This is a genomic window from Paenibacillus sp. R14(2021) (assembly GCF_019431355.1).
GTDB lineage: Bacteria > Bacillota > Bacilli > Paenibacillales > Paenibacillaceae > Paenibacillus_Z.
This window is the reverse complement of record NZ_CP080269.1, coordinates 3,868,933-3,895,062: the sequence shown is the minus strand read 5'-3', so window position 1 is coordinate 3,895,062 and position 26,130 is coordinate 3,868,933. Positions and strand designations below refer to the sequence as shown.

The following is a 26,130-nucleotide window of genomic DNA, read 5'->3' as shown; positions in this document are numbered from 1 at the left end:
CGCGGAGACTTATTCGATTTTCGATTTTCGATATGCGACATTCGATAGGAGCAAGAGGCAGCCCTTGCACCTATTCGCGCAGTGACCGCCGCAGACGATAAAATGATAACCCAGTACCGGTCCGGTACTGGGTTTGCTGCATGTAGCTAAGCCGAACGCGTGAGCTGCACACGAACAGGTTTGATTTTGTGAAAACCGGCATGGTAAGTTTAAGGGGCCATTATTAATGGAATCAATCACGATGAGCACGATGGAGGTGAGCGCATGAACCCAACCAAACGAAGCCCGGAAACGAGGAACCCTTTACTTCATATGCCTTCATCCGCCGGCAGTGCGGAGAGCGACGGCGTGCAGTGGAACCCGGTGTTATGGAAATGGGTGTTCGGGCTGAAGCTCGCCCTGGATGCGGCGCTGACCGGCATTTTTTATTTCGAATATTCGATTGCGCTGTTTTGGAGAGTCAGCTTCATCCTCTTCTCGCTCGCCGCGTTTCTGGTCGTGAACCGGTTCTACGTGAAGACAAGCAAGCGGCGAAACTGGCTGTTTCAGCTGCTCATCATCGATTTCCTGGTGTCGGCCTCCTACGGGTATGTCTACATCGGAGGAGAGTTTCCTAACCATCTCTTTATCGGAATTACGGCGCTGGCCATTCTCATGTTCGTAAGGAATACCCGGGTGCTCGTCTTGACTTGCCTGCTGCTGCTCATTCTTTACGTCATTACGATGGGCAGCATCGAATGGTATTTATATCGAAAATTTGACGAAATCAGCTATTTTACAACCGGTTCGTTTATTGTTTTCGCCGGTATTGTGGGTGTGTTAATTAATTTCTACCGGAGCGCGCGCAAAGATACGGTGCGGCTGTATGGGCAATTGCAGCAATCCCATGAGCAGCTGCAGGCTTACGCGCTTCAAACCGAAGAGTGGGCGGCAGCCAGGGAACGGGTTCGAATCGCAAGGGACATTCACGATACGGTAGGTCACAAGCTGACGGCGCTGCTGGTTCAAATGCAGGCGGCTCGCAAGCTGAGCAGGCGGGATCCGCAGCGCAGCGAGGAAACGTATTTGATCTGCGAGGAGTTAATTCGGTCTTCGCTGCAAGAAATCCGGCTTTCGGTCAGGGCGATCCGGGAGGAACCAGTTCAGTCGACGTCCTTGCAGGACAGGCTGGAACAGCTTGCGCAGGAGTTCACCCGATTAGCAGAGGTGCAGACGACCGTAGAGGTGAAGGGCAGCCCCGTCGCATTGTCGGGTGAGCTTCAATTGACGGCTTACCGCATGGTGCAGGAATCGCTGACGAATGCCCAGAAGCACGGACATGCGAAGAAGGCCGCGATCGTGCTGGCGTACACCGACGAAGAATTGACGCTCCGCATCAGCAATGACGGAGAGGTACCCGAAGAGGTCAAGCCGGGCTTCGGATTAATCAATTTACAAGAACGAGCAAGAGAGTGGAACGGGGACGTGCAGGTTAAGCATGATCGGCGCACGGGCTTTGCGGTTGAAATCAACCTCCCGTATTCCGCGGCAGAAATGGGGAGATAGCAGATGAGGATTCTAGTGGTGGACGATCAACGGCTCATGCGCGAAGGGCTTGCGACCATTATCGGCTTGGAAGCGGGCATGGAAGTCGTGGGCACGGCAGTGGACGGGCGGGATGCTTATTCCCAGGTCGTTGAGCTGCATCCGGATGTGGTGCTGATGGATATTCGTATGCCGGGCATGGATGGGTTGGAAGGCTCGGAATTGATTCTTAAGCATTTTCCGGAAACGAAGATACTCATTCTGACGACGTTCGATGACGCGGATTTGATTATGCAGGTGCTTGAGAAGGGCGTTCATGGTTATCTGCTGAAGGATCTGCCGTCAGAGGCGATCGTAAGCGCCATACAAACGGTATACAACGGAGGCACGGTGCTTCAGCCCGACATCACGGCGATGCTGCTTGGCGAAATGAAGAAAATGTCAGAATGGAATCCGGATAAATCGCACATGGTAAACAAAGAAGAGCCGGACGGCTTGGCCTTGTTGACCGAACGGGAGAGGGAAGTTCTCGCCCTGCTGGGTCAGGGCTTGAATAACAAGGAAATCGCGGAATCCCTGTCGATTACGGAGGGTACGGTGAAGAACCATGTATCCAATCTGATCGCCAAGCTCGGACTGCGTGACCGGACGCAGGCGGCTGTATTTTCAGTTCGCCATTCCAGTTAAATCGAAGGCATTACTTTTGGCATAGCGCATGAGAAAAGTCATGCCCAGCGGCCGAATGTAATGCCTTTTTTGCTGCGCACGCATGACCTTCAACAGATTTGTTTGCCCGCGATTCTTGGTAAGATCAAAAGGCAAGAAAGCAGACGAGGCTGCGCGGCGCATCGCAGGATAAGCGAGGTCGGCTGCCGGTGCGATTATTTTCGTTAGAGGGAGAGTGAACGTAATGGAAGAAAGAAAAACCAGCTTGAAGTTGCGGATCGTAATTGTGACTCTTCTCGTAGTGTTGGCCGTAGGTTCTTTTTATGAAATCAATTGTTTCTTGAACTACTAAGCGCATAGGCGCATCTGAAGCGGACCCCGCGGAGGTGAAGGGAAATGAAACTGAAACTATATATGCTGACCGCTGCGTTGGCGGCTGCAATCTTGTTTGTAAGCTATACTGCGTTTCAGCAGGACGGAATCGTGGAGGCGAAAGGGGTCATGAATCGGGCTGCAGACGATTCGAAGGTTACGTACGAAACCGCTGTGTTTGCCGGAGGCTGTTTTTGGATGGTAGAAGCGCCTTTCGAGAAGCTGGACGGCGTCTCGAGCGTGGTTACGGGATATACGGGCGGGCATACGGACGAACCGACCTATAAGGAAGTGTCTACCGGAACGACGGGGCATCTCGAAGCGGTGCAGGTTCGTTACGATCCGAACCGGATTACGTACGACCAGCTGCTGCAAGTGTTCTGGAGAAACACGGATCCGACGGATGCAGCCGGTCAATTCGCCGACCGCGGCCAAGAGTACCGTTCGGTTATCTTCTATGGCAGCCATGAGCAGCAGCAGCTCGCGGAAGCATCCAAGGCGGCGCTGGCTGCACGGGGCAAGTTCGACAAGCCGCTTGTGACTGAGATTTTACCCGCGCCCGCGTTTTACCAAGCGGAGGCCGAGCATCAAGACTTTTACAGAACGAATCCCATCAGCTACAAGCTTAATGAGATCGATTCCGGCCGGGATGCGTTTCTGAATAACGTGTGGGGAGATGATCGCGAAGTGAAGCCAATTGAGAACCGTTATACCGATTTCAACAAAGAAGAGCGGCTGAAGTCGCTGACGAAGCTTCAATACGACGTTACGCAGCGCGGGCAGGACGAGCCGCCGTTCCGGAACGAATACTGGGATAACACGGCGGAAGGCATTTACGTCGATATCGTTTCGGGCGAGCCTTTATTCAGCTCCAACGATCAATACGATGCGGGAACCGGCTGGGCCAGCTTTACGCGGCCGCTAGTGCCTGAAGCCGTGGTGTATAAGGAAGTCGGCAATTTATTCTCGGTCGAAACGCTGGTTAAGAGCCGCTATGCGGATTCCACCCTCGGCCATCTGTTTCATGACGGACCGGAGCCGACCGGATTGCGATACTGCACCAACTCTGCTGCGCTGCGGTTTATACCGAAGGATCAGCTTGCGGACCAAGGCTACGGAAGCTATGCCAAAGCTTTTGACCAGAATGGAAAAGCATAAGAAGTATAATGGGAACCAGATAAAGAAGACAAGGAGCTCCTATGGAAGGGGCTCCTTGATTTTTGTCGTTCACCCTATGACACAGCTAGGTACCCAGACATTGAACCGGATAGGTCTTGGGATTATAGGCGGACGATCAATTTCCTGCCTATCGGCTCTTTGCATGCAGAAATTCAGTTAAGAGCTAGCCGGCGTGCCTGCGATCGATGAGCAAGCAGAAGATGCCCAGAAGCAGTGCCAACCCGACCAGTATGGAGCCGACCCAAGGAAGAGCCGTAAGCGACAGATGCGTAATGACAAGGCCGCCGATGAAAGCACCGGTTGCATTGCCCAAGTTGCCGGCTGAATGGCTCGTGGTCGAGGCTAGAGCCGGCGCCGATTTGGCGAGACTCATAATGCGCACCTGCATCCCCGGGAAGACCGCGAACGAAGCGGCGCCCCACAAGAAGATCGTTACGACAGCGGTAATCGGGTTGTGGACCGTGAAGGTAAACAGGGCAAGGATGACGCAGATAATCAAATAAAGGCCAAGAATCGTGGGCATCAGCTTCCAATCCGCAAGCTTGCCGCCAATCATATTGCCGAGCGTTACGCCGCAGCCGAAGAGGACGAGAATCCAAGTCACGCTGTGCTCGGCAAATCCGGTCACCTGTACGAGCAATGGAGCAATGTACGTAAAGATCGCGAACAAGCCCGCGTTGCCGAGCACCGCGATGACCAGGAACAGCTGAAGCCTAGGATTGGCCAGCGCGGCAAGCTGCTGCATGATACCGACCGGTTTCTCCTGCTTCAGCTTCGGAATAAAGATCAAGATGCCGATCAACGTCGCGATGCCCATCAGCGCGATCGTGGCGAACGAGGCTCGCCATCCCATATGCTGGCCGATGAAGGTGCCAAGCGGAACGCCGATAATATTGGCGATCGTCAGGCCGGCCATCATCATCGAGACGGCCCCGGCCCGTTTATCCGGGGCAACCAGGCTGGAGGCGATCACGGCTCCGACGCCGAAGAACGTGCCGTGCGTCAGCGCCGTCAGCATCCGCGCGCCCATGAGGACGGCATAATTCGGCGCGATGACGGAGATCGAGTTGCCAAGAATGAAGAGTCCCATCAAGAAAGCGAGCAGACGCTTCTGGGGAATTCGGTGCGTCAGCATCGTTAGAATCGGCGCGCCTACCGCGACGCCGAGCGCGTACATCGTAATGAGCTGTCCTGCGGCCGAGATGCTGACATTCAAATCTTCGGCGACATTCGGAAGGATGCCCATAATGACGAATTCAGTCATGCCGATCGCGAATGCGCCGACGGTCAAAGAGAGCAGCGGGAGGGAGGAGGTTTTCTGGACGGCCGCCTTCCCGCTGGCAGCTTGTGTTATTGCCATGATGTTTGTTTCACCTTTCAGTTGTGCGTCATAAAGCATGAGTCGATTGTGTCGTATCGACCTTGTGCAGCCATCTACCTATTTTGTTGGTTTCGGTGCGAGGAATCAAGGACTTTTGGCAAAATGCTAAATAAACTTTATATTGGCTTGTTTTGGCTTATGCCGTAACGGTAACCGTATAGCTGTGGTCGGCGGTATGGGACAGCCCGTCGGTCGCCCGCACCTCGAACGTATAGGTGCCGGCAAGCGTGGGCGTCCCGCTGAAATCGCCGTCCGAGGTCACTTCGGTGCCCGGGGGCAGCGCGCCGCATACGACGTCATAGGTGACCGTCCCCGCAGCGTCCGGAAGCTTATCGAGAGAGCCGGCGAACGGTTCTCCCCGCGTCAAAGGGCCGAACGTGGTTGGCAGCAGCATTGGCTCCGGCTTGATATCGACGTATTCGGGCGGCGATTCCGCCGCGTGAAGGGCGTCAGCCTGCGGGCCGTCCACCAGCCCGGGTCTGGCGGCGAACGAGGAGCCTTGGGAACCCTCGTTAAACGTCGCATGCACCACTTGGCCTTGGCCCTGCACGGCTGCCGGCGCATATAGAATCAAGTGCCCGATGGAAGCAGGCTCGTCAAGGTCAATAATCGCTTGGCTGCGCAATGTTACCTCTTCTATAGTCGTCTCGCCACTAACGGCGATTCGAATGATACCGTCCGGCTTATCGATAAACATCTGGCCGATCGCGGATTTTTGCAGCGTAAGGCCGTGCGATCCCGAGCCTCCGCTGTGTACGATCGTTTGGCCGGATACCCGTACATGGTCAAGATCCACATCGCCTTCGCCGATGGCATTCGATAAGATCAGGCTGCCGTGCACATTCATGTTCCGCAGCAGCACCCCGGGAGCGGATATCGTTATCGTACCGTATAAGGTTTGGACACCGGATTCGGGGCCGTATGAACCGGCAGCCCGAATGTTCTTATCGCCCACGATTCCCGTCTTCGAGGCAGCGCGGATCATAGCAGCGGCGCCTGCCCTCGTCAGAGGCTCGGCCGGGTTGAACCTTCCCTCCGTGTCGGCGCTTACAATGCCGAGCTTGAATAAAGCCGCTGCCGCACCTCGCTGCGCGCCGGGAATGGCCGATGCATCCTTGAAGGCGGATACGTCCTCGTCCGTCAGGTCAAGATGAAGCAGTCTCGCCGCCATGAGCGCGGCATCGCCGCGGGTAACCGTCCCGCTGGGCCGCATCGTTCCGTCCTCGAAACCGCATACATACCCGGCTGCAGCAGCAATCGCAAAATCCGCGTAATACCAATCTGCCGGCGCAAGATCCGGATAAGAGAGCGGAGCCGCATCCGTTAAGCCGAAGGCTCGGTTCAGCAAGGCCAGAAATTCTGCGCGCGAGATGATTTTGCCTAATCGATAGGTGCCGTCGGGGTATCCGTGAAGCCAGCCGTCAGCGATTCCAGCTTCCTGTGAGTTTGGCGTCGATGGAAGGCTGGCGTCTTCATGTCCGTCTGCCGGTGCTGCATAGCCGGCTGCGGCAGGGGTCAGCATGATACAGACGAGCAGAAGTGTCTTTTTCATCGTGGTTCCTCCCAAAAGCCTCACCGCTCCCTCAGTAGGATGTCCTGAATTCCATTGTACGGAATTCGTCCTGCAGTAGCTGTCGAAAGGAAGAAGCGGCGAAATCAATCGCAGCATGATGGCGGATGGGCTAGGGAGTTCGACTGTATTCCTTTTGCAGCGAAGCTGTAGGGGATTCATCCCGCCGCCTTCTATGCGTATAAGATGCTGCTGATTCTGACCCGGATGCAGGCAGATGGGAGGACTTGGGGGCTGCAGCGAGAATATATACAGGGTCTTATTCATTTTTCGCGGAGGTGGAATATGAAAGCGCTTTTTATCGGAGGAACGGGAATTATCAGTTCGGCAATCACCAAGCAGTTGTCGGAGAGCGGCTGCGAGCTGTATGTGCTGAATCGAGGCAGGCGCAATGAGAGCTTGCCGGCAAACGTCAAGGTCATTCAAGCAGACATTAACGACGAAGCCCATGTTGCAGCGCTCATCGAAGACCTGTCATTTGACGTTGTCGCGGATTTTATCGCCTTCCAGCCCGCGCAGCTGGAACGGGATTATCGGTTGTTTGCAGGCAAAACGAAGCAGTTTATGTTCATCAGCTCGGCTTCCGCCTACCAGAAGCCGCTGTCCGATTACCGGGTAACCGAGAGCACCCCGCTCGCGAATCCTTACTGGGAGTACTCCAGAAACAAGATTGCGTGCGAAGAATATTTGATCAAGCAGTACCGGGAGCATCAATTCCCGATTACGATTGTACGGCCGAGTCACACGTACGACGAGCGCTCGATCCCGCTAGGCGTGCACGGCAGGAAAGGATCGTGGCAGGTCGCCAAGCGAATGCTGGAAAACAAACCGGTCATCATTCACGGCGACGGCACCTCGCTCTGGACAATGACGAAGAACAGCGACTTCGCCAAAGGCTTCATCGGCCTAATGGGCAACATCCATGCGATCGGCGAATCGGTCCATATTACGTCGGATGAGTCGGTGACGTGGAACCAGATTTACGAGGCAATTGCAGATGCGCTAGGCGTTAAGCTGCGGGCGGTACATGTCTCCTCTGCCTTTCTGGCGGCATGCAGCCAAGAGGATTATACGGGCGGCTTGATCGGAGATAAGGCGAATTCCGTCGTATTCGACAATGCCAAGCTGAAGAGGCTCGTTCCCGATTTTGTCGCGACGACGCGCTTTGACCAAGGCATTAAGCAGACGGTGCAGCATATTCTGGCGCACCCGGAATATCAGGTGGAGGATCCGGAATTCGACCAATGGTGCGATAAGGTCATCCATGCGTTGGATACGGCGGTGGCGGCAGTCAAGGGATAAATTTTAGCCGAGGTTAGTGTTCAGCTACGCACTGCATGAGTAGCACAGAAACAAATAACCCTCCTGCAAGATACATCTTGCGGTGGGTTATTTGCAATGCGCATGTACGTGCAGCATAGAAATTCATGAATGATCAGAAACTACCAGGAGTACATTCAAAATCAAGCAGATGGAGGTTTCCATTCATGTTTATGCGAAGAAATACCGTGAAGAAGTCTCCGCCGCGAAGAAGTCAGGTTCGCATCTTGTTCATGGGGTCCAGCTGTCCGATCATGCGAGGAAGCTGACCCATCGATTGTACGGCCCCATAAGACAGATCCGCCTCGGCTGCAAGACCCGGTGCGGGTCTGTTTGCTGTGAAGCTGCAGCCGCAAAGCCTTCGTCAGGCAGCGGATGAGATAGTCCAATGTTCGGAGATATACGCAATTGAGAGCATCATAGGAACCATCTTTGCTAGATGGATAACGCCCCGTTTAGACAGGAGAAGCGGCAGTCGGGCATTAAACCTACAAATTAATCCAATTTACTCATTCGTAATGAGCGGGTGCGCTGTCATTCATCGACAAAATAGTAGAAATCGTTTACAATATTTGTGCAAAGGATCAATAGAAAATGAGTAGGCATTCATGCAGCAGTCAGCCAAAATGGGGGCTTAATAGTGAGTTTAATGGAGAAACCAGAATTTATCGTGCAGTCGAATTTATTTTGCAAAGACATCGGCATGGATCCTAAAGTGATTCCATTTCCCCAGAAGATTCTATCCCCGGCTGAATTAAAGCATAGGAGGGAAGAGTACGACGAAATTCTGTCAGTCGTAAGCTTCTTTGGCGAGAAGATCCTTCATTTTCTAAAAGGAACGCCCCTGCTGTTGTCCGTCTCCGACGACAATGGCTTCGTTCTGCATATGATGGGCGACGAAATGATCCGGAAGACCGTCAGCGATCTTGGAATCCGTGCAGGCATTCAATTTACGGAATCGATCATGGGAACGAATGTGGTCAATCTATCGTTAAAATACAACCAGTCTCCAATTCAGCTGATCGGCGATGACCATTTTCATGAGTACTTGCACGGCAGCGCATGCTATGCGGTCGCTTTCCGGTATACCGACATTAACGATCTTCTCGGAAGCGTCAGCATCATGACAGCCAAGGAGTTTCAGAATCCCATGATGATGACGATGCTGGCGACGACAGTAGACTCCATTGAACGGGAATTGCTGCTGCGCAAGCAGAACCGCAAGCTGAATATTTTGAACCAAATCATTACGGATAATACGCGAAACGGAATTATCTTGACGAACAGGTGGGGTGAAATTACCTCCTTCAACCAGTACGCCGAGTTGTTTACGGGCAAGTCCAAGGAAGAGATGCTGGGCACGAACGTGCAGCAGCTGGCCTCCATGGGCGAGTATATCTACGAAGCAATCAACAACGGGTCCACTTACGAGGACATTCAAATTACATTCGAGCATAGCGCGACGGAAGAACGGCAGGTAGGGTTGTTCGACGCTTATCCGCTCTTCGATGAGAAGAAGAAGCTGCTGGGCGCTTTCGGGCAGTTCAGAAGCATTACGGAGCGCGTGATTGCGGAAGAGAAATACAATTATTTGGCTAATCATGACGACTTGACCAAGCTTCCCAACCGTCGCTTCTATATGGACAAGGTTCCTCACTTGCTGCAGCACGCAAGCTCAACAGGAGATCAGGTCGCGATCGTATGCTTGGACCTCGACCGTTTCAAAATCATTAACGATACGCTGGGTCATTCCAGCGGGGATTTGCTCCTGGTCATGGTTGCGGAGCGGCTTAAGGAAATTCTCGAAGACGGCGAGTTCGTAGCGAGAATGGGAGGCGACGAATTCATGTTCGTCTTCAACAATGCGGGCTGCCAGGAAGTCGTGCTTGAACGGGTTAAGAGGATCCTTCAGATTTTCAAGGAGCCGTTTAACCTCGATGGCTATGAATTTCATCTGACAGCAAGCGCAGGCATATCCATCTACCCCAAGGACGGGCATGACCTTGAACATCTCATGATCACGGCGGATACGGCGATGTATAGTGCCAAGAAACGCGGCTTGAACATGTCTGCCCTATACTCCCCGGAAATGAATATTACGACCCGCGAGAAGATTGTACTTGAGAGCTCACTGAGGAAGGCGATCGAGAACAACGAATTCCTGCTGTATTACCAGCCACAAGTTAACATTCGAAGCGGAGAGCTTAAAGGCGTGGAAGCATTGGTACGCTGGATGCACCCTACGAAAGGACTGATTCCGCCCAACGATTTCATTCCCATTGCAGAAGAGACGGGGCTTATCAACCAGATCGACCGCTGGGTGCTGCGTACCGCCTGCGAGCAGAACAAGAAGTGGCAGGAACAGGGGCTTCCCCCGTTCCGCGTATCTGTTAACTTGTCCTCGCAGGAATTTCTGGATGATGCTCTCGTTGATGTCGTCAAAGACGTGCTGCGTGATACAGAGCTGGAGCCGAAATACTTGGATCTCGAAATTACAGAGACCATGACCATGAATGTCGACCATGCGATTCCCATGCTGCGCAAGCTGCACGCCTTGGGCATTCAAATCAGCATGGATGATTTCGGGACAGGCTACAGCTCGCTCAACTACTTGAAGAACTTTTCGATTAATCGGCTTAAAATCGATCAAAGCTTCGTACGGGACATCTCCAAGGGTTCGAACGGGATGAACATTGTCAGCATCATTATTGCAATGGCCCGCAGCATGAATCTGGAAGTGGTTGCCGAGGGCGTGGAAGAGAAAGAACAGCTGCGCTTCCTTCAGATTCAAAAATGCAACGAGGTTCAAGGTTATTATTTTAGTCCTCCCATCCCAGCAGAAGAGTTCGAGGCGTCATACGCCGATCTCATATCCAGAATAAAGAAGCTGTATTGATCATCTATAGGGGGATTAAATTCTTATGCCATCCGTAAGCCGTATTCTTGCTAAGCACTTATCAAAATGGGGCGTCACCCATGTGTTTGGAATACCAGGTAAGCCAATAACTCCGCTTATACTCGAGATGGATAATGAAGGCATAACATTTGTGCTCAGCAAGCATGAGGAAGGGGCCGGTCTTGAAGCGGCAGGGTATGCCCTGGCTCGAGGCGGCCTTGGCGCAGCCATCGGAACGGCCGGACCCGGCGGCATCAACATGCTGACCGCCGCGGGACAAGCGCTGTACACGGGCGTTCCTGTACTGTTTGTGACGGGCTCGCCGCCGATCGGCGAAATCGGCAAAGTTCTGGGTCAAGACAGCACGATGTTCGGCACGGATTTGGTGAAAATGTTCGAGCCCGTGACGAAATTCAGCGCGCGCATCGACCGCGGCGGGCTGCTCCGTCCTTATCTGGAGCATGCCATCGAGCAGGCGATGACCGGCGTCCGAGGTCCGGTTCATCTGTGTATCCCGCTTGATGTCCTGTCCGAGCAAATTGATGACTTCGATTTAGACTTCCCAGATCATTACCCCACGACCGAAGCTTCAAATCTGGATCATGTCGCTTCCCTTCTGGCTGAAGCCAAGCAACCCTTACTCTTACTCGGCGCCGCGATGCATGCGCAGGATGCGTATCAAGAAATTGAAGCCTTTGCCGTGAAATGGTCGATTCCGGTGGTCACTACACCCGGCGGGAAAGGCGTGTTCCGCTCCAACCATCCACTCCACTTGGGACCTTACGGACTTGGCGGCAACGCGCTTGCAGAGGCTTACCTGAACGAGGGCGTTGACCTTCTGATCGTTGCTGGAAGCCAGCTAAGCGATCTGGAGATTCCCGGCATCAACGCCGCCAATTATCCGAAGCATGTCATTCATTTTGATTACGAAGCCCGTTTCATCGGCAAGTCTTTGCCGGTTCCGACGACGCCGGTCCTTGGTAATATCCGAAGCAACCTGCGGTCGCTCTTGAAATTCGCGGATGTCCGGACAGCTCCGAGACAGATTCCCGATGTGATCGAGTATGAGCCGAGCCATGACGATTCTCCCTATCTCTATGGTAAGCAGGTCATGGAGATTCTAAGAGAAGAACTGCCGGCGGACACGCTGATGTACGGAGATGCGGGCAGCCACTCCTTCTACGCGATTAAGTATTACGACATCCTGGAGCCTGGGACGTTTTATTTTGAAGAGGTGTACGCTACGATGGGGCGGGGGATCGGCTATGCGGTCGGTGCCAAGTTCGGCGTTCCGGATCGAACGGTCGTATGTCTCACGGGCGATGGCTGCATGTTCATGAACGGTACGGAGGTATCGACGTCAGTCAATTACGATGCACCTGTCATCTTCCTAATTGCGAACAATGAGAGTATCGACATGGTCGATAAAGGGATGGCCCGGCATTTGGGACGTGCGGTAGGAACGACTTACAAGGTACCGCTTAACGGAGCCAAATTCGGCGAGGCGCTCGGCGCAAGGGGCTACCGCTGCACGACTGGTGAAGAGCTGACGCATGCGGTGCGGGATGCCCTGCAATCCAATGAAACCTGTGTCATTGACATCATCATGGATCCGAAGGAAATTCCCCCGACGATGAAACGGGGTTAAGGAGGCACATATGAATCCAAAGGCAAGCAATCAAGAACGGTACGAGACGGGCATTCGTACGCTGCAGACGATGGTCGGGGACCAAGGCGTTAAGATGATCAAGCAAATGGGGGAGTTCTTCCCGGATTTCGGTCATACACTGGTCGCTTTCGGATTTGGCGATCTCTATTCGAGAGATGTGTTGGACCTGAGGGAGAGGGAGATGATTACGATTACGTCTCTCATTACGCAGGGGGCGATTGAGCAGCTGCCGTTTCATCTTCACGCGGCACTTAATGTCGGGATGAAGCCGGAAGAGATTCTGGAGATTATTCTGCACTGCGGCGGCTATGCCGGATTTCCTAAAGCCTGCGGAGCACTTAACGCAGCGCAGAAGGTATTCGCGGAGCGGGGACTTACTCCGGTTGCGCTATAAGCGGCGGATGCGGCTGTGCTGAAGGATCGGGCCACAAGGTATCCGGTCCTTCTTTCTATCCTCAGCATGCACACATGCAAAACCCGGATAAGCAGACGCTTATCCGGGTTTTTTTGCTTAATAGAATGGGTGTTTTGGCGGATCTCCGCTTATAAAATAAACCTTGGACAGCCCGCGGAGCGCATTCTATACTGGAGTTAATCTTTCCCAATATGAGGTGAAACGTATGTCAATCGTAATCGTTCGAAGTAGATAGCTGCCGGGCTGGGTCAAACGCGTACCAGCCGCCAAGGGGGGATTCTGCCCTCTCGGCCACATGACTATTGAAGAACGGTTCTGAGTTGGCACTTTCATTTTAGGAGAGGTTGAGTGAACAGATGAGAGAATCGGAATATAGAAGCTTTTATGATTGGGTCGGTGCCGTCAACGGGTGGGACTTCAGCAGCGTCAGATGCAGGTCTGAAGGAGCAGCGTGGGACTTCTATCGTGAAGTCGCAGATCGGTGCAGGAAGACGGACGTGCTGCTGGATATCGGTACGGGCGGAGGAGAGAAGCTGCTCGGTCTCGCGGGCTATGCGCGGCAGCTCATCGGCATCGATCAATCGGCAGGCATGATCGAGACGGCGCGCGCCAATGCGGCGCACGCCGGGATAACGAACGTAAGCATGCTGCAGATGGCCGCGGAGAAACTCGAACTGCCGGATGCCTGCGTTCATGTGATTGCATGCCGTCACGCGCCGTTCGACGCGCATGAAGCATTCCGTGTGCTGTCGGCCGGCGGACAATTTCTGACGCAGCAGGTGGGCGAGCGGGATAAGCATAACCTTGCCGAAGCTTTCGGCAGGGGACAGCATACGGCGCCGGACGGCACGCTGATGCGCCGCTATCTTGCGGAGCTGAGCGATGCGGGCTTCCGTGACGTGCAGGCGTCCGAGTACGATGCGGAGGAATATTATGAGCGGCCCGAAGATCTCGTGTTTTTATTGAAGCATACGCCAATCATCCCGCATTTCGGCGAACGGGATGGCGATTTTGCTATTCTGGAGCGTTTCATCGCGGACAATCGGACCCCAATAGGCATCCGAACGAATGCGAAGCGCTTCATGATAACGGCAAGCAAGTAAGGCAAACAAACAGCGAGGTGCAGGGGTTTGATGAAGAGAAGAAGCTGGTGGCTGCTCGTGATCGTGTCCCTGGGCGTGATGATTCCGTTCGCGGCGCCGTATTTCACGTTTAACCCTGCGAACAGCCGCGTGTCGAACACGCCAGGCAGCCTGCAGTTCCCGCTGCTCGTTGCGCATATTGGCTTCGCGTTCATCGCGCTGGTGGCAGGCTTGCTGCAATTCAGCGACCGGCTGCGGGCGCAGCGGCCCAAGCTGCATCGGTCTCTTGGCCGGGTCTATGTCGGCAGCGTATTCGTGAGCAGTCTGCTCGCGCTTGGCATCGTCGGCGATATCGATAATTTCCCGAAGGCGGTCAGCTTCTTGGCGCTGTCGCTGTTCTGGCTGTTCACGACCTGGCAAGGCTACCGGAGCGCGGTCCGCCGGAATTTCACTGAGCACCGGAAATGGATGATTCGCAGCTTCGGCATCACGCTCGTCGCCGTAAGCGGGCGCCTGCTCGTTCCCTTCCTGCTGCTGGCTTACGCGCTGCTGCACGGCTTCTCGCTGCCGGCTGGCAGGGAGGGGATGGTGGAGGACGTGCTGAACGTCAATATATGGGCCGGACTCCTCGTTAATTTCATGCTGGTGGAATGGGTGATTCTGAAGCGAAAGTAAGCAAGGTGCAAGAATCGGTATAGAACGAGATAAGAAAGGAGCCGCCCTGGGTCATTGACCTGGGGCGGCTCCTTTGCTGCAGGACTGCAGCGTCTGCTGCCTGTGCAATACGCTATTCCTTCACGGATCCAAGTGTCATCCCATGAATGAAGAAGCGCTGAATGAACGGATAAATCAGCAGGATCGGGATCATGGAAATGATGATCTTGGCGGCATTGAACGTGCGGTTCGATACCGCCATCGCCTGCGCCAATTGATCGGGCGACATGCCGGTCATCGCCTGCATGCTGAGCTGGGCGACCAGCGTCTGGATATACGTTTGCAGCGGATAATGGTCCTGCTTGTTCATTAAGACGAGACCGTCGAAGAAGGAATTCCAGTGGAAGACAATACTGAACAGCGTCACTGTGGCAATGGCCGGGAGCGACAGCGGAAGGAACAGGCGAATCATGATGTACCATGGACCCGCGCCGTCCATTTCAGCCGCTTCCGAGAGCTCCTTCGGCAGGTTGCGGAAGAAGTTCATCAGCAGGATGACATTGAATACCTGCACGGCATGGGGAAGAATGAGCGCCCAGAAGGAATCGAGCAAGTGGTACGATTTAATAGTCAGGAACCAAGGTACGATCCCGCCGCTGAACAGCATGGTGAAGACGAGGAACCACATGTAAACATTGCGCATCGTGAACTGCTTGGCATCCTTGGACAGCGCGTACGCCATCATGACCGTAAGGACGAAATTGAGCAGGCCGCCAAAAAATACGCGCTTAACGGAAATGTAGAAAGCATGGAAAAACTTCGCGTCGTCAAGCACTTTGGCATAGCTCGAGGTCGTCACTTTGATCGGCGTCAGCAGAACGCGTCCGGCATCCGCCGCCGTCTTATCGCTGAACGAGACGGCAAGGGTATGAAGAAGCGGGACGAGGCAGACGAGCGTGAAGATAATAAGAATCGTCACGATTGCTGCATCGATTGTTCGGTTCGACAGGTTGGATCTTCCCACCATAGATAATCACCTCATTCTTAGAAAATACGGTAGTTGGCGAATTTGCTGGCCATGAAGTACGAAATGACGACCAGGATGAAGCTGATGACCGATTTTAACAATCCGACCGCGGTCGCCAAGCTGAATTGCAAATCGTTTAGACCCGCACGGTAAACATACGTATCGATAATGTCCGCGGACTGATAGACGAGCGGATTGTACATGTTGAAGATTTGATCGAAATTGGCGTTCATAACGTTGCCGAGCGCCAAGGTGCCGAGCAGCACGACGGTTGTCCGCACGCCCGGAAGCGTGACATGCCACAGCTGGCGGAAGCGGCTTGCGCCGTCCATCTCCGCGGCTTCGTACAGCACGGGATTGATGCCCGTCAAGGCTGCCAGATAGATAATGGCGCTGAAGCCGAATTCCTTCCAGACATCCGTGCCGACGATTATGGCCGGGAACCATTTGTTGCTGGCATAGAACAAGATCGGATCGATGCCGAATACGCCGAACAGCTTGTTGACGATACCGTCAAGCGAGAACACGTCGAAGAATATAGTCGCAAGCAGCACCCAGGAGAGAAAGTGCGGCAAATAGACGATGGTTTGGATCGACTTCCGCAGAAACTTTTGTCTAACCTCATTTAAGAGCAAGGCGAAGACGAGCGGAATGATCAGATTGGCGATGATTTTCAATACTGCCAGGAAGATCGTATTGAAGAAAATTTGCCCGCTGTCAGGCAGTTGAAACAGGTAGGTGAAGTTCTCGAGCCCAATCCATTCCGAGCCTCGGATACCGCGTCCCGGTTTGAAATTCTCAAAGGCGATAATGGCGTAAAATATCGGTACGATACTGAACAAGGCCAGAAAAATAATGCCTGGCAGAACCATAACATTGTAATGAATTGCATTCTTTTTCATGCGCATCGGTTCTCACCGCTTTTTTTTGAATTTTTGTAAGGAAGGGGCTTCCGCAGGTGAACTGTCGGAAGCCCGCTGGTTGCTGCTGATAGATGGTTTACTTGTCGCCTACGGCTTCTGTAACTTCTTTCGTGATTTGGTCGCCGCCAAGCTTCTTCCATTGGGCTACGAAATCGTCGAAAGCGCTGATCGGCTGGTCGCCGACGATGATTTTCAAGAACGTTTCGTTTTCCAATTTCTCAAGCGTGGTCCATTTTGTTTCCATCGTGCGGGTCATGCCGTAGAAGACGCTGTATACTTTGTCCATTTGCTCGTTAGCTAGAACACCGCCGCCGATTTCATACGCTTTGGCCGGTTTCCACGCATCCATGTTCTTCTTCGGATTTTCTTTCTCTTGGACAGAGAAATCGTATACGAGCTTCGTATCGGGATCGAAGGTTTTCGGATCGATCTCGCCTTTAATCGCCTTCTGAACGTCTGCGTAGCGTTTCACGACGGCGTCGGAGTAGTCGAGAAGCAGGTCGAACGGATAGTAGTCGCGGATATGCACGGTTGTTTTCGCCGCGTAGTCATCCAGCTTCTTCACTTCTTCGGTGTTCGGATCTTGTCTTCTCTCGTAACGGGTGAAGACGTTCAGCAATTTCACGGCGGCTTCCGGATGCTCGTAGCCCTTGCGAACGACGATGTAGCGGTCCGTTACCGGCGCCATGTGCGTTACGAATTTGCCGGATGCGTCCACTGGAGCCGCGTAAGCTTTCCACTCGGCTTTCGTGTCGTTCGTGACGGAGTCGGCAAGCGGCCAGTAGGGCATCCACCAAGGGCCGAAGAACAGGCCGGTTTTGTTCGCGACGATCGGCTCTTGTGTTTCTTTGTACAACGCGAATTGTTTGTCGATCAGACCGCGTTTGTACCAGTCAGCCAGCTTCGCTAGCGCTTCCTTGTTCTCTGGCGTCGTGGAACCGTAAACGATGTTGCCGTTTGCGTCCTTGATCCAGTTTTTAGGGAATGCATGGAACGAGCTGAAGATGGAGTCAAAGCCGTTCGGGTTCGGCTTTTGGCCGTATACGACCGCTTTGTCGCCTTCAAGGCCAACCGTGTCCGCTTTGCCGTTACCGTCTGGATCCTGCTCGACGAACGCTTTCGCGATTTTCTCAAGGTCATCCATTGTCTTTGGAGCTGGCAGCTTCAGCTTATCGAGCCAATCTTGGCGGATCCAGAGAAGCGATGGAGCGTCTGCATCAATGGCCACGTTTGGCAGGCCGTACAGCTTGCCGTCCGAAGTCGCATCGGCAAGCGCCATGCCGTTCGTGGAAGCGTAGATATCCTTGACAAGCTTGGAGCCGTATTTCTCGTAAACATCGGACAGATCCTCGATCATGTCATTGTCGATCAACTTGCGAAGCTGGTTGCGGTCAACGACCAAGGCGTCAGGCAAATCGTTACTTGCGATTGCCAGGTTGACCTTTTGCGTGAAGGCATCGACACCCTTGGCTTCCCAAGAATGCGCGACTTTTATGTTGGTGAGGCTTTCAAAATAACGGGAGGCTACGTTGTTGTCGTTGGTGTCTCCGTCCGTCAGCTTGCCGTCAGGCACTTTGAAACCGATGTTGATCGTAACCGGCTCTGCTGTTTTCTCGTAAGCCAAATCTTCACCTGATGCTGCGTTTCCGGAAGCATTGTTCGTCTGGTTGTTCTTGCCGTTGCCTGCAGCTGGATCAGACGCTGTGCTGCCGTTGTTGCTGCTGTTCGTACCGCATGCGGTTAACGCGACGGACAAAGCCATTGCTGTAAGTAGAAGCTTTGCTTTCATTTAGAAATCCCCCGTTTCTGTTTCGGTTGTTCTGTGTACGCTTTCATTTTAACTGAACAGGCCCGTTTTCTTGGAGTGAAAACGGGCCGCAGATGGACGTGCGATGTTGCAAATCGAGAACCGATTTCCCACCGGATCTAAACCGTTTTCCCACCATCATGCCGATATTCGGTAGGCAGCTTGCCAACACGTTCTTTGAACACGCGGCTGAAATACTTGTCATCCTCGAAGCCTGCCAAGGAAGCGATTTCGTAAACGGGCGCCTCGGACTCCAGCAGCAGCGTCTTGGCGCGCTCGATCCGAAGCGTGCGAAGCATCTCTCCGAACGATTGTCCGGCGAAGCGCGTGAAGCATTGGCTAAAGTAGCTCCTGCTCATGTTGATATGGAGGGCCACATCGGTCTGATTGATTTTCTCGCCGGCATGAAGCCGCATATATTGAATGGCATGGATCAAACTAATCATAACTTCACGGGAGAGCGACAGCTCAAGCATTCTGCGCTGCGCAAGGTCGGAGAACAGCCTGAACCAATCCCGCCATGCGGCCCAGGTGTGGCGGTGCTTCTGATCGTCGTACAGACGGTGGATCGCCTCCTCGCCCAGCAGCAGTCTGGTCCATTCCTGGCGAAGCTTATGGGCAAAGGCATCAAGGCGCGCCGGTTCCGGCTTGCACGCGGTGACCTTCTGCACGAAGGCTTCCCACTCGCTCGGATACAGCGCCCATTTGACGTCAATCCACTGGGCGAAGTCGGCGTCCGAGCCTGCCGCCGGCTGCGGCTGCTCGGAGCTCAGCTTCTCGTAGGCAATAACCACCGGCTGCGAAGCGGCAGGGTCGGCCGCATAGAAGATATGGCTGGGCAGCCGCTCGTTCAGGAGACGCTTGACGTCCGCCAGCGGCTGATCCTGCAGGCCGGTCACAAGCGCAGTCTGCCATCTGCCGCCATGCAGTCCCTCGAGCTCCTTCTGCAGCTCGGGGTACCATCCTGTGCGGGCAATCGGCGCCATCCAGCGGCCGTCCAGCTCTAGCAGCGGATTGCGCTGGGCAATCGGCAGCCGGAACAGCTCGCTCGTATCCTGTCCCGGAGAAACGGGACTGAAGATAAGGGCGGATGCCGACGTGAAGCGCTCTTGACTCGTATCCGAGCCGGGCGAGAACGCCTTTCGGCTGCTCTCTTCCCACTGGATGCGGTCCACGATCCGGTTCATGACCTCATCTACGTTCTCCATGTCGAGCAGCGTCTTGACGATATAATCAATTGCTCCGAGGCGAAGCGCTTCCTGCAGGAAATCAAACTCATGATGGCAGGTCAGCACGACGGATTTCATCCGCGGAAACCGCTTGCGGACATTGCCGAGCAGCTCGAAGCCGTTCATGCCGGGCATGGTAATGTCCGTGAACAGCAGGTCCACTTCGTTCGCAGCCAGAAACTCCATCGCAGATCTCCCGTCGGCCGCTTCGCCGACGATCACGATGCCGAAGGAAGCCCAGTCTATTACCGAGATGAAGCCTTTGCGCACCAGCTTCTCATCGTCCACAACCATTGCTCTAATCATCGAAATCTTCCCTCGCTTTTCGCGGAATTATAATGACGATCGTTGTTCCAACGCCCGGCTCGCCGATGATGTCGATCTTCTTCCGATCCCCGTAGAAGCGCTGGAGCAGCCGGTTCACGTAGGAGAGTCCGATGCCAAGTCCGCTCTTGCCGGCAAAGTCATCCTCGCTCAGCAGCCGCTGCGCTGTTTCCGGATCGATGCCCTCGCCGTTATCGGCAACCTCCAGGTACACCGTTTCGGCGTCCAAGGCACGAATCGTGATGTCGACGCGCCCGTTGCGCTCGCTAGTTCCATGATAGATCGCATTCTCGACGAGCGGCTGCAGCAGAAACCGCGGGATGGCGGCAGTAACCACCTCTTCGTCCACGTGAACCACGTATTCAAACTCGTAATCATACCGAATCCGCTGCAGCTCCATATAGTTCTGGAGGGCATTTATCTCATCCTGAACGGTCACGATAATGCTCTGCTTCCCCAGATTGTACTGCAGCACCTTGACGAGCAGCGTGACCAGCTTGTCGATTTCCTTCTGTCCGTTCATCCGGGCGAGCCACTGCACGGTATTCAGCGTATTGTGCAGGAAGTGGGGGTTGATCTGACTCAGCAGCTTCTCGATTTCCAGCTGGCTCTTCTGTTTCTCATTATGCTCAACTTCGCTCAGAAGTACGTTGATTTTGTTCTTCATATCCTGAAAATTGCCGAGCAGCAGATCGAACTCCTCCACCTGCGTGTAGGTAACCGGCGTCTCGATATTCTCGGCCATTCGTACGATTTCCACGTTGACCTTGCGCAGCGGCCGGTAGACCTGCTTCCAGATGAACAGCGCGAGCAGGACGGCGAAGATCAACGTGCCCATGGCGACGAAGAACAGCTTGTACAGCCAGGAATAGATTTCGCTGTTGAACGTCGCCTGCTTCACCGCCGTAATCAGCTGCCAGCCCTGCGGGCTCTTATACCGGAAGAAATGATAGCCGTCGCGCACTTCATGCGCAGGGCCGCTGCTGTTCCATTTGCCGTTCAGCACTTCGGGGGGCATGTCCTTATGCTCGACGAACGTCATGTTGCCCTGCTCGTTCACGAGCAGGTGCGTCACCTCAATCCCATAAGAGCGCTGGTTCAGAATCTTGGCGAACGAGTTGTAGTTCGTCTCGAGATAAATGTAAACGTTCTTCACATTGGGCGCTTGAACGACCCGCAGGGAGGAGAAGACGATATTCGCGCTGTCGTTGTACATCGTCTTATGCGGACCGAAGTAGGACGCGCCGTTATACGTAATGAAAGGCGGCAGCTTCTTCGTGTCGAATTCCCGTTTGATCGACAGATTCGTGAACAGGACCGGATCGTCTTGGCCGGGAACCACGTACGCCGTCAGCCCGAGATCGGGATTCGTGAAATTAACCAAATTGATTTTCTCGTTGATGCTGACCATGAGCTGCGACTTCTTGTACACCTGCGTTTCATGCAGAAATAGGGCGAGCTCATCGACGATCTGCCCATCCAGCGCGAACTGCTTGGAAGCGAAGTCCAGGTTGTCGATCGTATTTTCCAGACTGGCGCCTTCCTGATTTAGCGTGGCGCTGATGCCGCTTTGAATTTTGTTCGTGAGGATGGAATAGACGGAATAGTACGTAATGACGCCAAGCAGAGCAAGCGGCAACAGGCTGCCGATAATCAAATACATGACCAGTGTACGCCTCAATGAGCTGGTAGCACGCGGCTTACGCTGGAAAATACGGCTCTTCATTCCTTCCAATCTCCTTACTGCGGCAGACTTGTTCACCGTTATGGGTGGTATTATAGCATAAGAGCGGCTATTGAATAACGACATCCTGCCCACCGTACTAATTCTGCGCTCGTGCGGCCAAGACGAATGAATGACGAAAGCCCTAGTTGGATTGGGCTTTATTTTATCGTAAACTAGAGCGTAAGAAGATATGCTGACTTAGAAAGAGGGAACACAATGAGCGAATTGCTGCAAAAGCTGCTGGACCAAGAAGAAGAATTGCAATTTACGTCCTTTACGAACGAGGACGCCTTCCAATTAGGCTGTATGATCGTCGAAATTGCTAAGAACGAGATCGGCAAGGGTATCGCGGTACATATCGAGAACGACGAGCATCCGCTGTTTACGCACTATATGGCAGGCACGTCCAAGGACAACATTTATTGGGTGGACACGAAGAAGAACGTCGTGAACCACTACGGGCACAGCTCCCTCTACGTGGGCGAGAAGTACAAGGCCGAAGGCACGACGTTCAAGGACGGCTCAGGACTGCCGCTGACGGAATACCAGGGCGAAGGCGGATCGTTCCCGATTATCGTGCGAGGCCAGGGCAAGGTTGCAACCGTGACGGTATCGGGCTTGACCGGCGAGGAAGATCACCAAGCGGCGGTAGATGGCATTCGCAAGTTTCTGAACAGCTAATTCAGCGTCTCCGGGGAGAAGGAGATGGCGAAAGTGGGACAACAGGGAACGAGGAAGGCGATTCGTGCGGTTATTACGGGTTCGACCGGCATGGTCGGCGAGGGGTTGCTGCATGAATGTCTGCGGCATCCCGATGTGGAGCAGGTGCTCGTCATTAACCGCAAGTCGTGCGGCGTCACCCCCCCGAAGCTGCGGGAGCTCGGGGTCGCCATGATTCATTCCGTTGCCGCTGAATGCAAGTAGAGCATGCTGCATAGCAAGGACATTAAAGCGCTGGCCCGCACGGGGCGTTGACAGCCCGCGGGAGAAGAAGCCGCTCAAAAGGGATGAACCTTTTGAGACGGCTTCTTTTTTATTCCCATTCACCCATGCTTAGTCCCTGCTGCCAATTATCGTATAAGACAAACAATTTGTTGTTTAGACCAAATACAAGGGTGGATTAAAGCGTTTACAATGATCCTGTGAACATAAATAATAGGGGGGAACGGTACATGAATAAGAAGATTGGCGCCACTGGCAGCCTGTTGGCGGTCCTGTCCTTATTGCTGGCGGCATGCGGCAATAACGCGAATTCGTCCGACAGCGCGAGCGAGAACGCAAATGCAAATGTAAATGCGAATAAGAATGCAAATGCAAGCTCGAATGCGAATACGGCTGACGCCTCTACCGACACGAATGCAGCGTCCGGCGCAGACGATGAGTCTTTCACGCTTAAAGTAGGCGCGTGGTTCCTCGACGATCTGCCGCAAAGCAAGGATTTCATGGCGGCTGCCGAGCAGAAGTTCAAGGCGAAATATCCGAACGCCAAGATCGACTGGGACATTCTCGTCGGCGAGAAATATTTCGAGAAAATGAAAACTGGGCTCGCGAGCGGCGACGGCGATGACGTCATCTTCAACCAATCCGTGCCGGATCTCGCGAAAGCGGGCTACTTGGCGGACTTGTCCGACCAGCCTTGGGTAGCGAACATGCTCGAAGCGACGAAGCCAACGGAATCGTACCAAGGCAAAATTTACGGCGTGGCACAGACGGTTGCGACGTTCGGCGTGTTCTACAATAAGAAGATCTTCGCCGATCTCGGCATCCAGCCTCCGACGACGTGGAGCGAACTGATGGCCGCAAGCGACAAGATCAAGGCGGCCGGCATTACCCCGATGGTCGGCGGCTTCAAGGACCAATGGACGCTGAACTATCTCATGAGCGGACTCGCGGAGATCACGGGGCAGAATCCGAGCCTCGAAGCCGACTTCTACAGCGGCAAAGCGAAGGTCAACGGACCGGAGCTCCAAGGCGCACTCGATAAATTAGCGGAAATGGCGTCCAAGGGCTATTTCAACAAAAGCGCCTTGTCGATCGATTGGCCGCAAACGCAAATCGAATTCGGCTCCGGCAAAGCGGCTATGCTCTACCAAGGGAACTGGCTGCCGGGCGTCATGGCACAGGTGTTCAAGGACAAAGGCTTAGAGCCTTTCGAGGTCGGCTTCTTTCCGCTGGCGGACGACAATGGCAAAGCGCTTATGGGCGTAGGGCCGGATCACAGCGTATCGGTTAATGCGAATTCCAAGCATCTGCAGGCGGCCAAAGATTTCGTAGCCGTGATGCTCGAGCAGGATGTCTTGTCCGTGAACCTGCAGAACGTCGGCCTCCCCGGCATCAAGGGCATCAACGTGACGTACGATCAACCGGCGATGACCGATATCAACAACGCGCTGCAGTCCCAGCCGTCGACGCTTCATCAGCTGCTCATGGGTCAATTCCCGCAATCAGCGCTGGATGCCTACGCGAGAGCGGCAGAGAAGATTATCGCAGGCGGCAAAACCGATCTGACCGAAACGTCCGCGAATTATGACAAAGACAAAGCAACGCTCATCATGCCGTAATTGAACTTCAAATTCTAAGGCCGATTGCGGTACCGTTTAGCGCCCAATCGGCCTGACCAGTAGGTGGACTCATGCGAACAAATCACATGCGAAGCTCGTATCTGCACGCCCTTGTATTCGTTCTGCCGGCGCTGGTCATCTTCCTGACCTTCGTCTATTATCCGTTCCTGAGCAGCCTATACTATTCGTTCACGCTGTGGGACGGTATCAATAAGCCGGTGTTCATCGGCTTCCAAAACTACCGGGACTTGTTTCATGATACGCTTGTTCGCCATGCGGCGCTAAATACGCTGTATATAGTCGTCTTCTGCGCGATCATCAACAACCCGCTCTCGCTGTTTCTGGCGCTGCTGCTCCATAAGCCGCTGAAGATGAAGAGCTTCCTTCGCACCGCGTTCTACATCCCCGTCATTCTGAGCATGGTCGTTGTGTCCGTGATCTGGGGCAACCTGCTGCAGTACGAAGGGGTCGTCAACGCGGTTATTGAGAAGCTCGGCATGGGGGCGCTTCTGCACGACTGGCTCGGCGAGCTCTCAACCGCGCTCATTGCGGTCATTCTCATTAACGTGTGGTACGCGACGGGATACGGAGCGGTCATTTATTTGGCGGGACTCGCCTCGATTCCGACCGAAATCTACGAAGCCGCGCTGATCGACCGTGCGGAAGGGTGGACCAAATTCCGTCACATCACGCTCCCGCTCATTATGCCGTCGGTTACCATTTGCACGTTTCTTGGCATGGTCGGCAGCTTGAAGTTTTTTGATCTGCCGTATGTCCTAACGAACGGCGGACCGGGGGACGCCACGTCGACGCTCGCACTCGTGATTTACGATTTCGCGTTCAAGAACGGCACGTTCGGTTACGCGACGGCGGCCGGCATCCTGTTCATGGTCCTTATTCTGCTTCTGACGACCGTGCAACTCCGCTATACCCGCCGCAGGGAGGTGGAGTACTGATGTCCTCCGGAGCTTACGTCAAGCCGAAGCGGCACAAAATCCGGCTCATGGCGCTGGAAGCCGCGTTGCTCCTCGTCGCCCTGCTGTACCTGTATCCGTTCTACTATTTGTTCGAATCCGCCGTAAAGCCGGCGAAAGATTTCTATACGCCGCTGAAATTCCCGAGCAAGCTGATCGGAGACAATTTCGCTAAAGTGTTCGAACGCGTGAATTTCCCTCTCGCTCTGTTGAATACGGTGCTCGTCTGCGCGGGTACGATCGTGCTCGTCGTCCTTGTGTCGTCGATGGCGGGTTACATGATTTCGCGGCGCAAAGAGAGAACGTTTCAGCTCATCTTCTTCCTCTTCCTGACAGGTATGATCATTCCGCTGCAGACGAGCATGGTGCCGATCTACAAGCTTGGAATCAGCCTGCATCTGATTAACACGCGCTCCCTGCTTGTCCTGCTGTATACGGCCGGGACGATCCCGTTCGCGACGATGCTGTATACCGGATTCACGAAGAATATCCCGCGCGAGCTTGAAGAAGCGGCGCATATCGACGGCTGCGGCAGAACGAGAACGTTCTGGACGATTATTTTCCCATTGCTGCTGCCCGCAACCGGCACGCTGATCGTGACGACGCTGTTCACGTTCTGGAACGATTTCGCCGGGCCTTTGCTGTATCTGACTGACCCGAACAAGATGACGCTCATTACGCAGATCTTCCGTTTCAAATCGGAGCGCGCAAGCGACTGGGGGCCGATATTCGCACTTTGCTTCCTGTGCACGATGCCGCTGATCATCATTTTCCTGTTCACACAGAAGTACCTGCTGCAGGGCATGACGGCCGGCGCGGTGAAGGGCTAGG

The 26,130-nt window shown here is 54.1% G+C and carries 21 protein-coding genes; 14 read left to right on the top strand and 7 right to left on the bottom strand.

What is annotated here, in order from left to right:
* Positions 1 to 264: 264 nt before the first annotated feature.
* From KXU80_RS18085 to msrA, 3 genes are all read left to right on the top strand, one after another.
* On the top strand, positions 265 to 1,545 hold the full coding sequence (locus KXU80_RS18085; RefSeq protein WP_258171052.1) for a sensor histidine kinase: 1,281 nt from the start codon (positions 265 to 267) through the stop codon (positions 1,543 to 1,545).
* A gap of 3 nt (positions 1,546 to 1,548) precedes the next feature.
* The gene (locus KXU80_RS18080; protein WP_219834608.1) at positions 1,549 to 2,211 is read left to right on the top strand and encodes a response regulator; all 663 of its coding nucleotides are present in this window, start codon (positions 1,549 to 1,551) and stop codon (positions 2,209 to 2,211) included.
* Between the two features lie 375 nt (positions 2,212 to 2,586).
* Positions 2,587 to 3,720, top strand: coding sequence for a peptide-methionine (S)-S-oxide reductase MsrA (gene msrA / locus KXU80_RS18075; protein WP_219834607.1), 1,134 nt, complete (start codon positions 2,587 to 2,589; stop codon positions 3,718 to 3,720).
* A 184-nt stretch (positions 3,721 to 3,904) separates the two neighbouring features.
* On the opposite strand, the gene KXU80_RS18070 is transcribed toward msrA, so the two are convergent.
* A complete protein-coding gene (locus KXU80_RS18070) occupies positions 3,905 to 5,101 on the bottom strand; it encodes an MFS transporter (protein WP_219834606.1) in 1,197 nt (398 codons plus the stop codon).
* A 157-nt stretch (positions 5,102 to 5,258) separates the two neighbouring features.
* Positions 5,259 to 6,674 carry an S-layer homology domain-containing protein gene (locus tag KXU80_RS18065; RefSeq protein WP_219834605.1) on the bottom strand — a complete coding sequence of 472 codons (1,416 nt, stop codon included), beginning with the start codon at positions 6,672 to 6,674 and terminating at the stop codon, positions 5,259 to 5,261.
* Between the two features lie 303 nt (positions 6,675 to 6,977).
* On the opposite strand from KXU80_RS18065, the gene KXU80_RS18060 reads away from it, so the two are divergent.
* The 6 genes from KXU80_RS18060 to KXU80_RS18035 all read left to right on the top strand — a co-directional run bounded on the left by KXU80_RS18060 (position 6,978) and on the right by KXU80_RS18035 (position 14,749).
* The gene (locus tag KXU80_RS18060) at positions 6,978 to 7,994 is read left to right on the top strand and encodes an SDR family oxidoreductase (RefSeq protein ID WP_219834604.1); all 1,017 of its coding nucleotides are present in this window, start codon (positions 6,978 to 6,980) and stop codon (positions 7,992 to 7,994) included.
* 667 nt (positions 7,995 to 8,661) lie between these two features.
* Positions 8,662 to 10,908: a putative bifunctional diguanylate cyclase/phosphodiesterase gene (locus KXU80_RS18055; RefSeq protein WP_258171472.1), complete on the top strand. Its 2,247-nt coding sequence runs from the start codon at positions 8,662 to 8,664 to the stop codon at positions 10,906 to 10,908.
* Between the two features lie 25 nt (positions 10,909 to 10,933).
* Positions 10,934 to 12,556, top strand: a complete 1,623-nt coding sequence (locus KXU80_RS18050; RefSeq protein WP_219834602.1) for a thiamine pyrophosphate-binding protein — start codon at positions 10,934 to 10,936, stop codon at positions 12,554 to 12,556.
* A gap of 10 nt (positions 12,557 to 12,566) precedes the next feature.
* Positions 12,567 to 12,971: a carboxymuconolactone decarboxylase family protein gene (locus KXU80_RS18045; protein ID WP_219834601.1), complete on the top strand. Its 405-nt coding sequence runs from the start codon at positions 12,567 to 12,569 to the stop codon at positions 12,969 to 12,971.
* Between the two features lie 377 nt (positions 12,972 to 13,348).
* Positions 13,349 to 14,095: a class I SAM-dependent methyltransferase gene (locus tag KXU80_RS18040; protein ID WP_219834600.1), complete on the top strand. Its 747-nt coding sequence runs from the start codon at positions 13,349 to 13,351 to the stop codon at positions 14,093 to 14,095.
* A 30-nt stretch (positions 14,096 to 14,125) separates the two neighbouring features.
* Positions 14,126 to 14,749, top strand: coding sequence for a DUF2306 domain-containing protein (locus KXU80_RS18035; protein WP_219834599.1), 624 nt, complete (start codon positions 14,126 to 14,128; stop codon positions 14,747 to 14,749).
* A gap of 112 nt (positions 14,750 to 14,861) precedes the next feature.
* On the opposite strand, the gene KXU80_RS18030 is transcribed toward KXU80_RS18035, so the two are convergent.
* From KXU80_RS18030 to KXU80_RS18010, 5 genes are all read right to left on the bottom strand, one after another.
* Entirely contained in the window at positions 14,862 to 15,755 is an 894-nt protein-coding gene (locus KXU80_RS18030) for a carbohydrate ABC transporter permease (protein ID WP_219834598.1), read from the bottom strand.
* A 17-nt stretch (positions 15,756 to 15,772) separates the two neighbouring features.
* Positions 15,773 to 16,663, bottom strand: a complete 891-nt coding sequence (locus KXU80_RS18025; RefSeq protein WP_219834597.1) for an ABC transporter permease — start codon at positions 16,661 to 16,663, stop codon at positions 15,773 to 15,775.
* A gap of 91 nt (positions 16,664 to 16,754) precedes the next feature.
* Complete coding sequence (locus tag KXU80_RS18020) at positions 16,755 to 18,467, bottom strand: extracellular solute-binding protein (protein WP_219834596.1); 1,713 nt, start codon at positions 18,465 to 18,467, stop codon at positions 16,755 to 16,757.
* A 137-nt stretch (positions 18,468 to 18,604) separates the two neighbouring features.
* Positions 18,605 to 20,020: a response regulator transcription factor gene (locus KXU80_RS18015; RefSeq protein ID WP_219834595.1), complete on the bottom strand. Its 1,416-nt coding sequence runs from the start codon at positions 20,018 to 20,020 to the stop codon at positions 18,605 to 18,607.
* Positions 20,013 to 21,764 (bottom strand): cache domain-containing sensor histidine kinase, encoded by a 1,752-nt coding sequence (locus tag KXU80_RS18010; protein WP_219834594.1) that lies wholly within the window; start codon positions 21,762 to 21,764, stop codon positions 20,013 to 20,015. Before KXU80_RS18010 ends, KXU80_RS18015 begins: the two co-directional genes overlap by 8 nt.
* Positions 21,765 to 21,980: 216 nt before the next feature.
* Between KXU80_RS18010 and KXU80_RS18005 the strand changes: the two genes are divergently transcribed.
* The 5 genes from KXU80_RS18005 (at position 21,981) to KXU80_RS17985 (ending at position 26,129) form a co-directional block, all read left to right on the top strand.
* Entirely contained in the window at positions 21,981 to 22,445 is a 465-nt protein-coding gene (locus KXU80_RS18005; protein WP_219834593.1) for a heme-degrading domain-containing protein, read from the top strand.
* 33 nt (positions 22,446 to 22,478) lie between these two features.
* Entirely contained in the window at positions 22,479 to 22,688 is a 210-nt protein-coding gene (locus KXU80_RS18000; protein ID WP_219834592.1) for a hypothetical protein, read from the top strand.
* 248 nt (positions 22,689 to 22,936) lie between these two features.
* Positions 22,937 to 24,325: an ABC transporter substrate-binding protein gene (locus KXU80_RS17995; RefSeq protein ID WP_219834591.1), complete on the top strand. Its 1,389-nt coding sequence runs from the start codon at positions 22,937 to 22,939 to the stop codon at positions 24,323 to 24,325.
* A 71-nt stretch (positions 24,326 to 24,396) separates the two neighbouring features.
* The gene (locus KXU80_RS17990) at positions 24,397 to 25,281 is read left to right on the top strand and encodes a carbohydrate ABC transporter permease (RefSeq protein ID WP_219834590.1); all 885 of its coding nucleotides are present in this window, start codon (positions 24,397 to 24,399) and stop codon (positions 25,279 to 25,281) included.
* Positions 25,281 to 26,129 carry a carbohydrate ABC transporter permease gene (locus KXU80_RS17985; RefSeq protein WP_219834589.1) on the top strand — a complete coding sequence of 283 codons (849 nt, stop codon included), beginning with the start codon at positions 25,281 to 25,283 and terminating at the stop codon, positions 26,127 to 26,129. The genes KXU80_RS17990 and KXU80_RS17985 overlap by 1 nt, the downstream gene beginning before the upstream one ends.
* Position 26,130 lies beyond the last annotated feature (1 nt).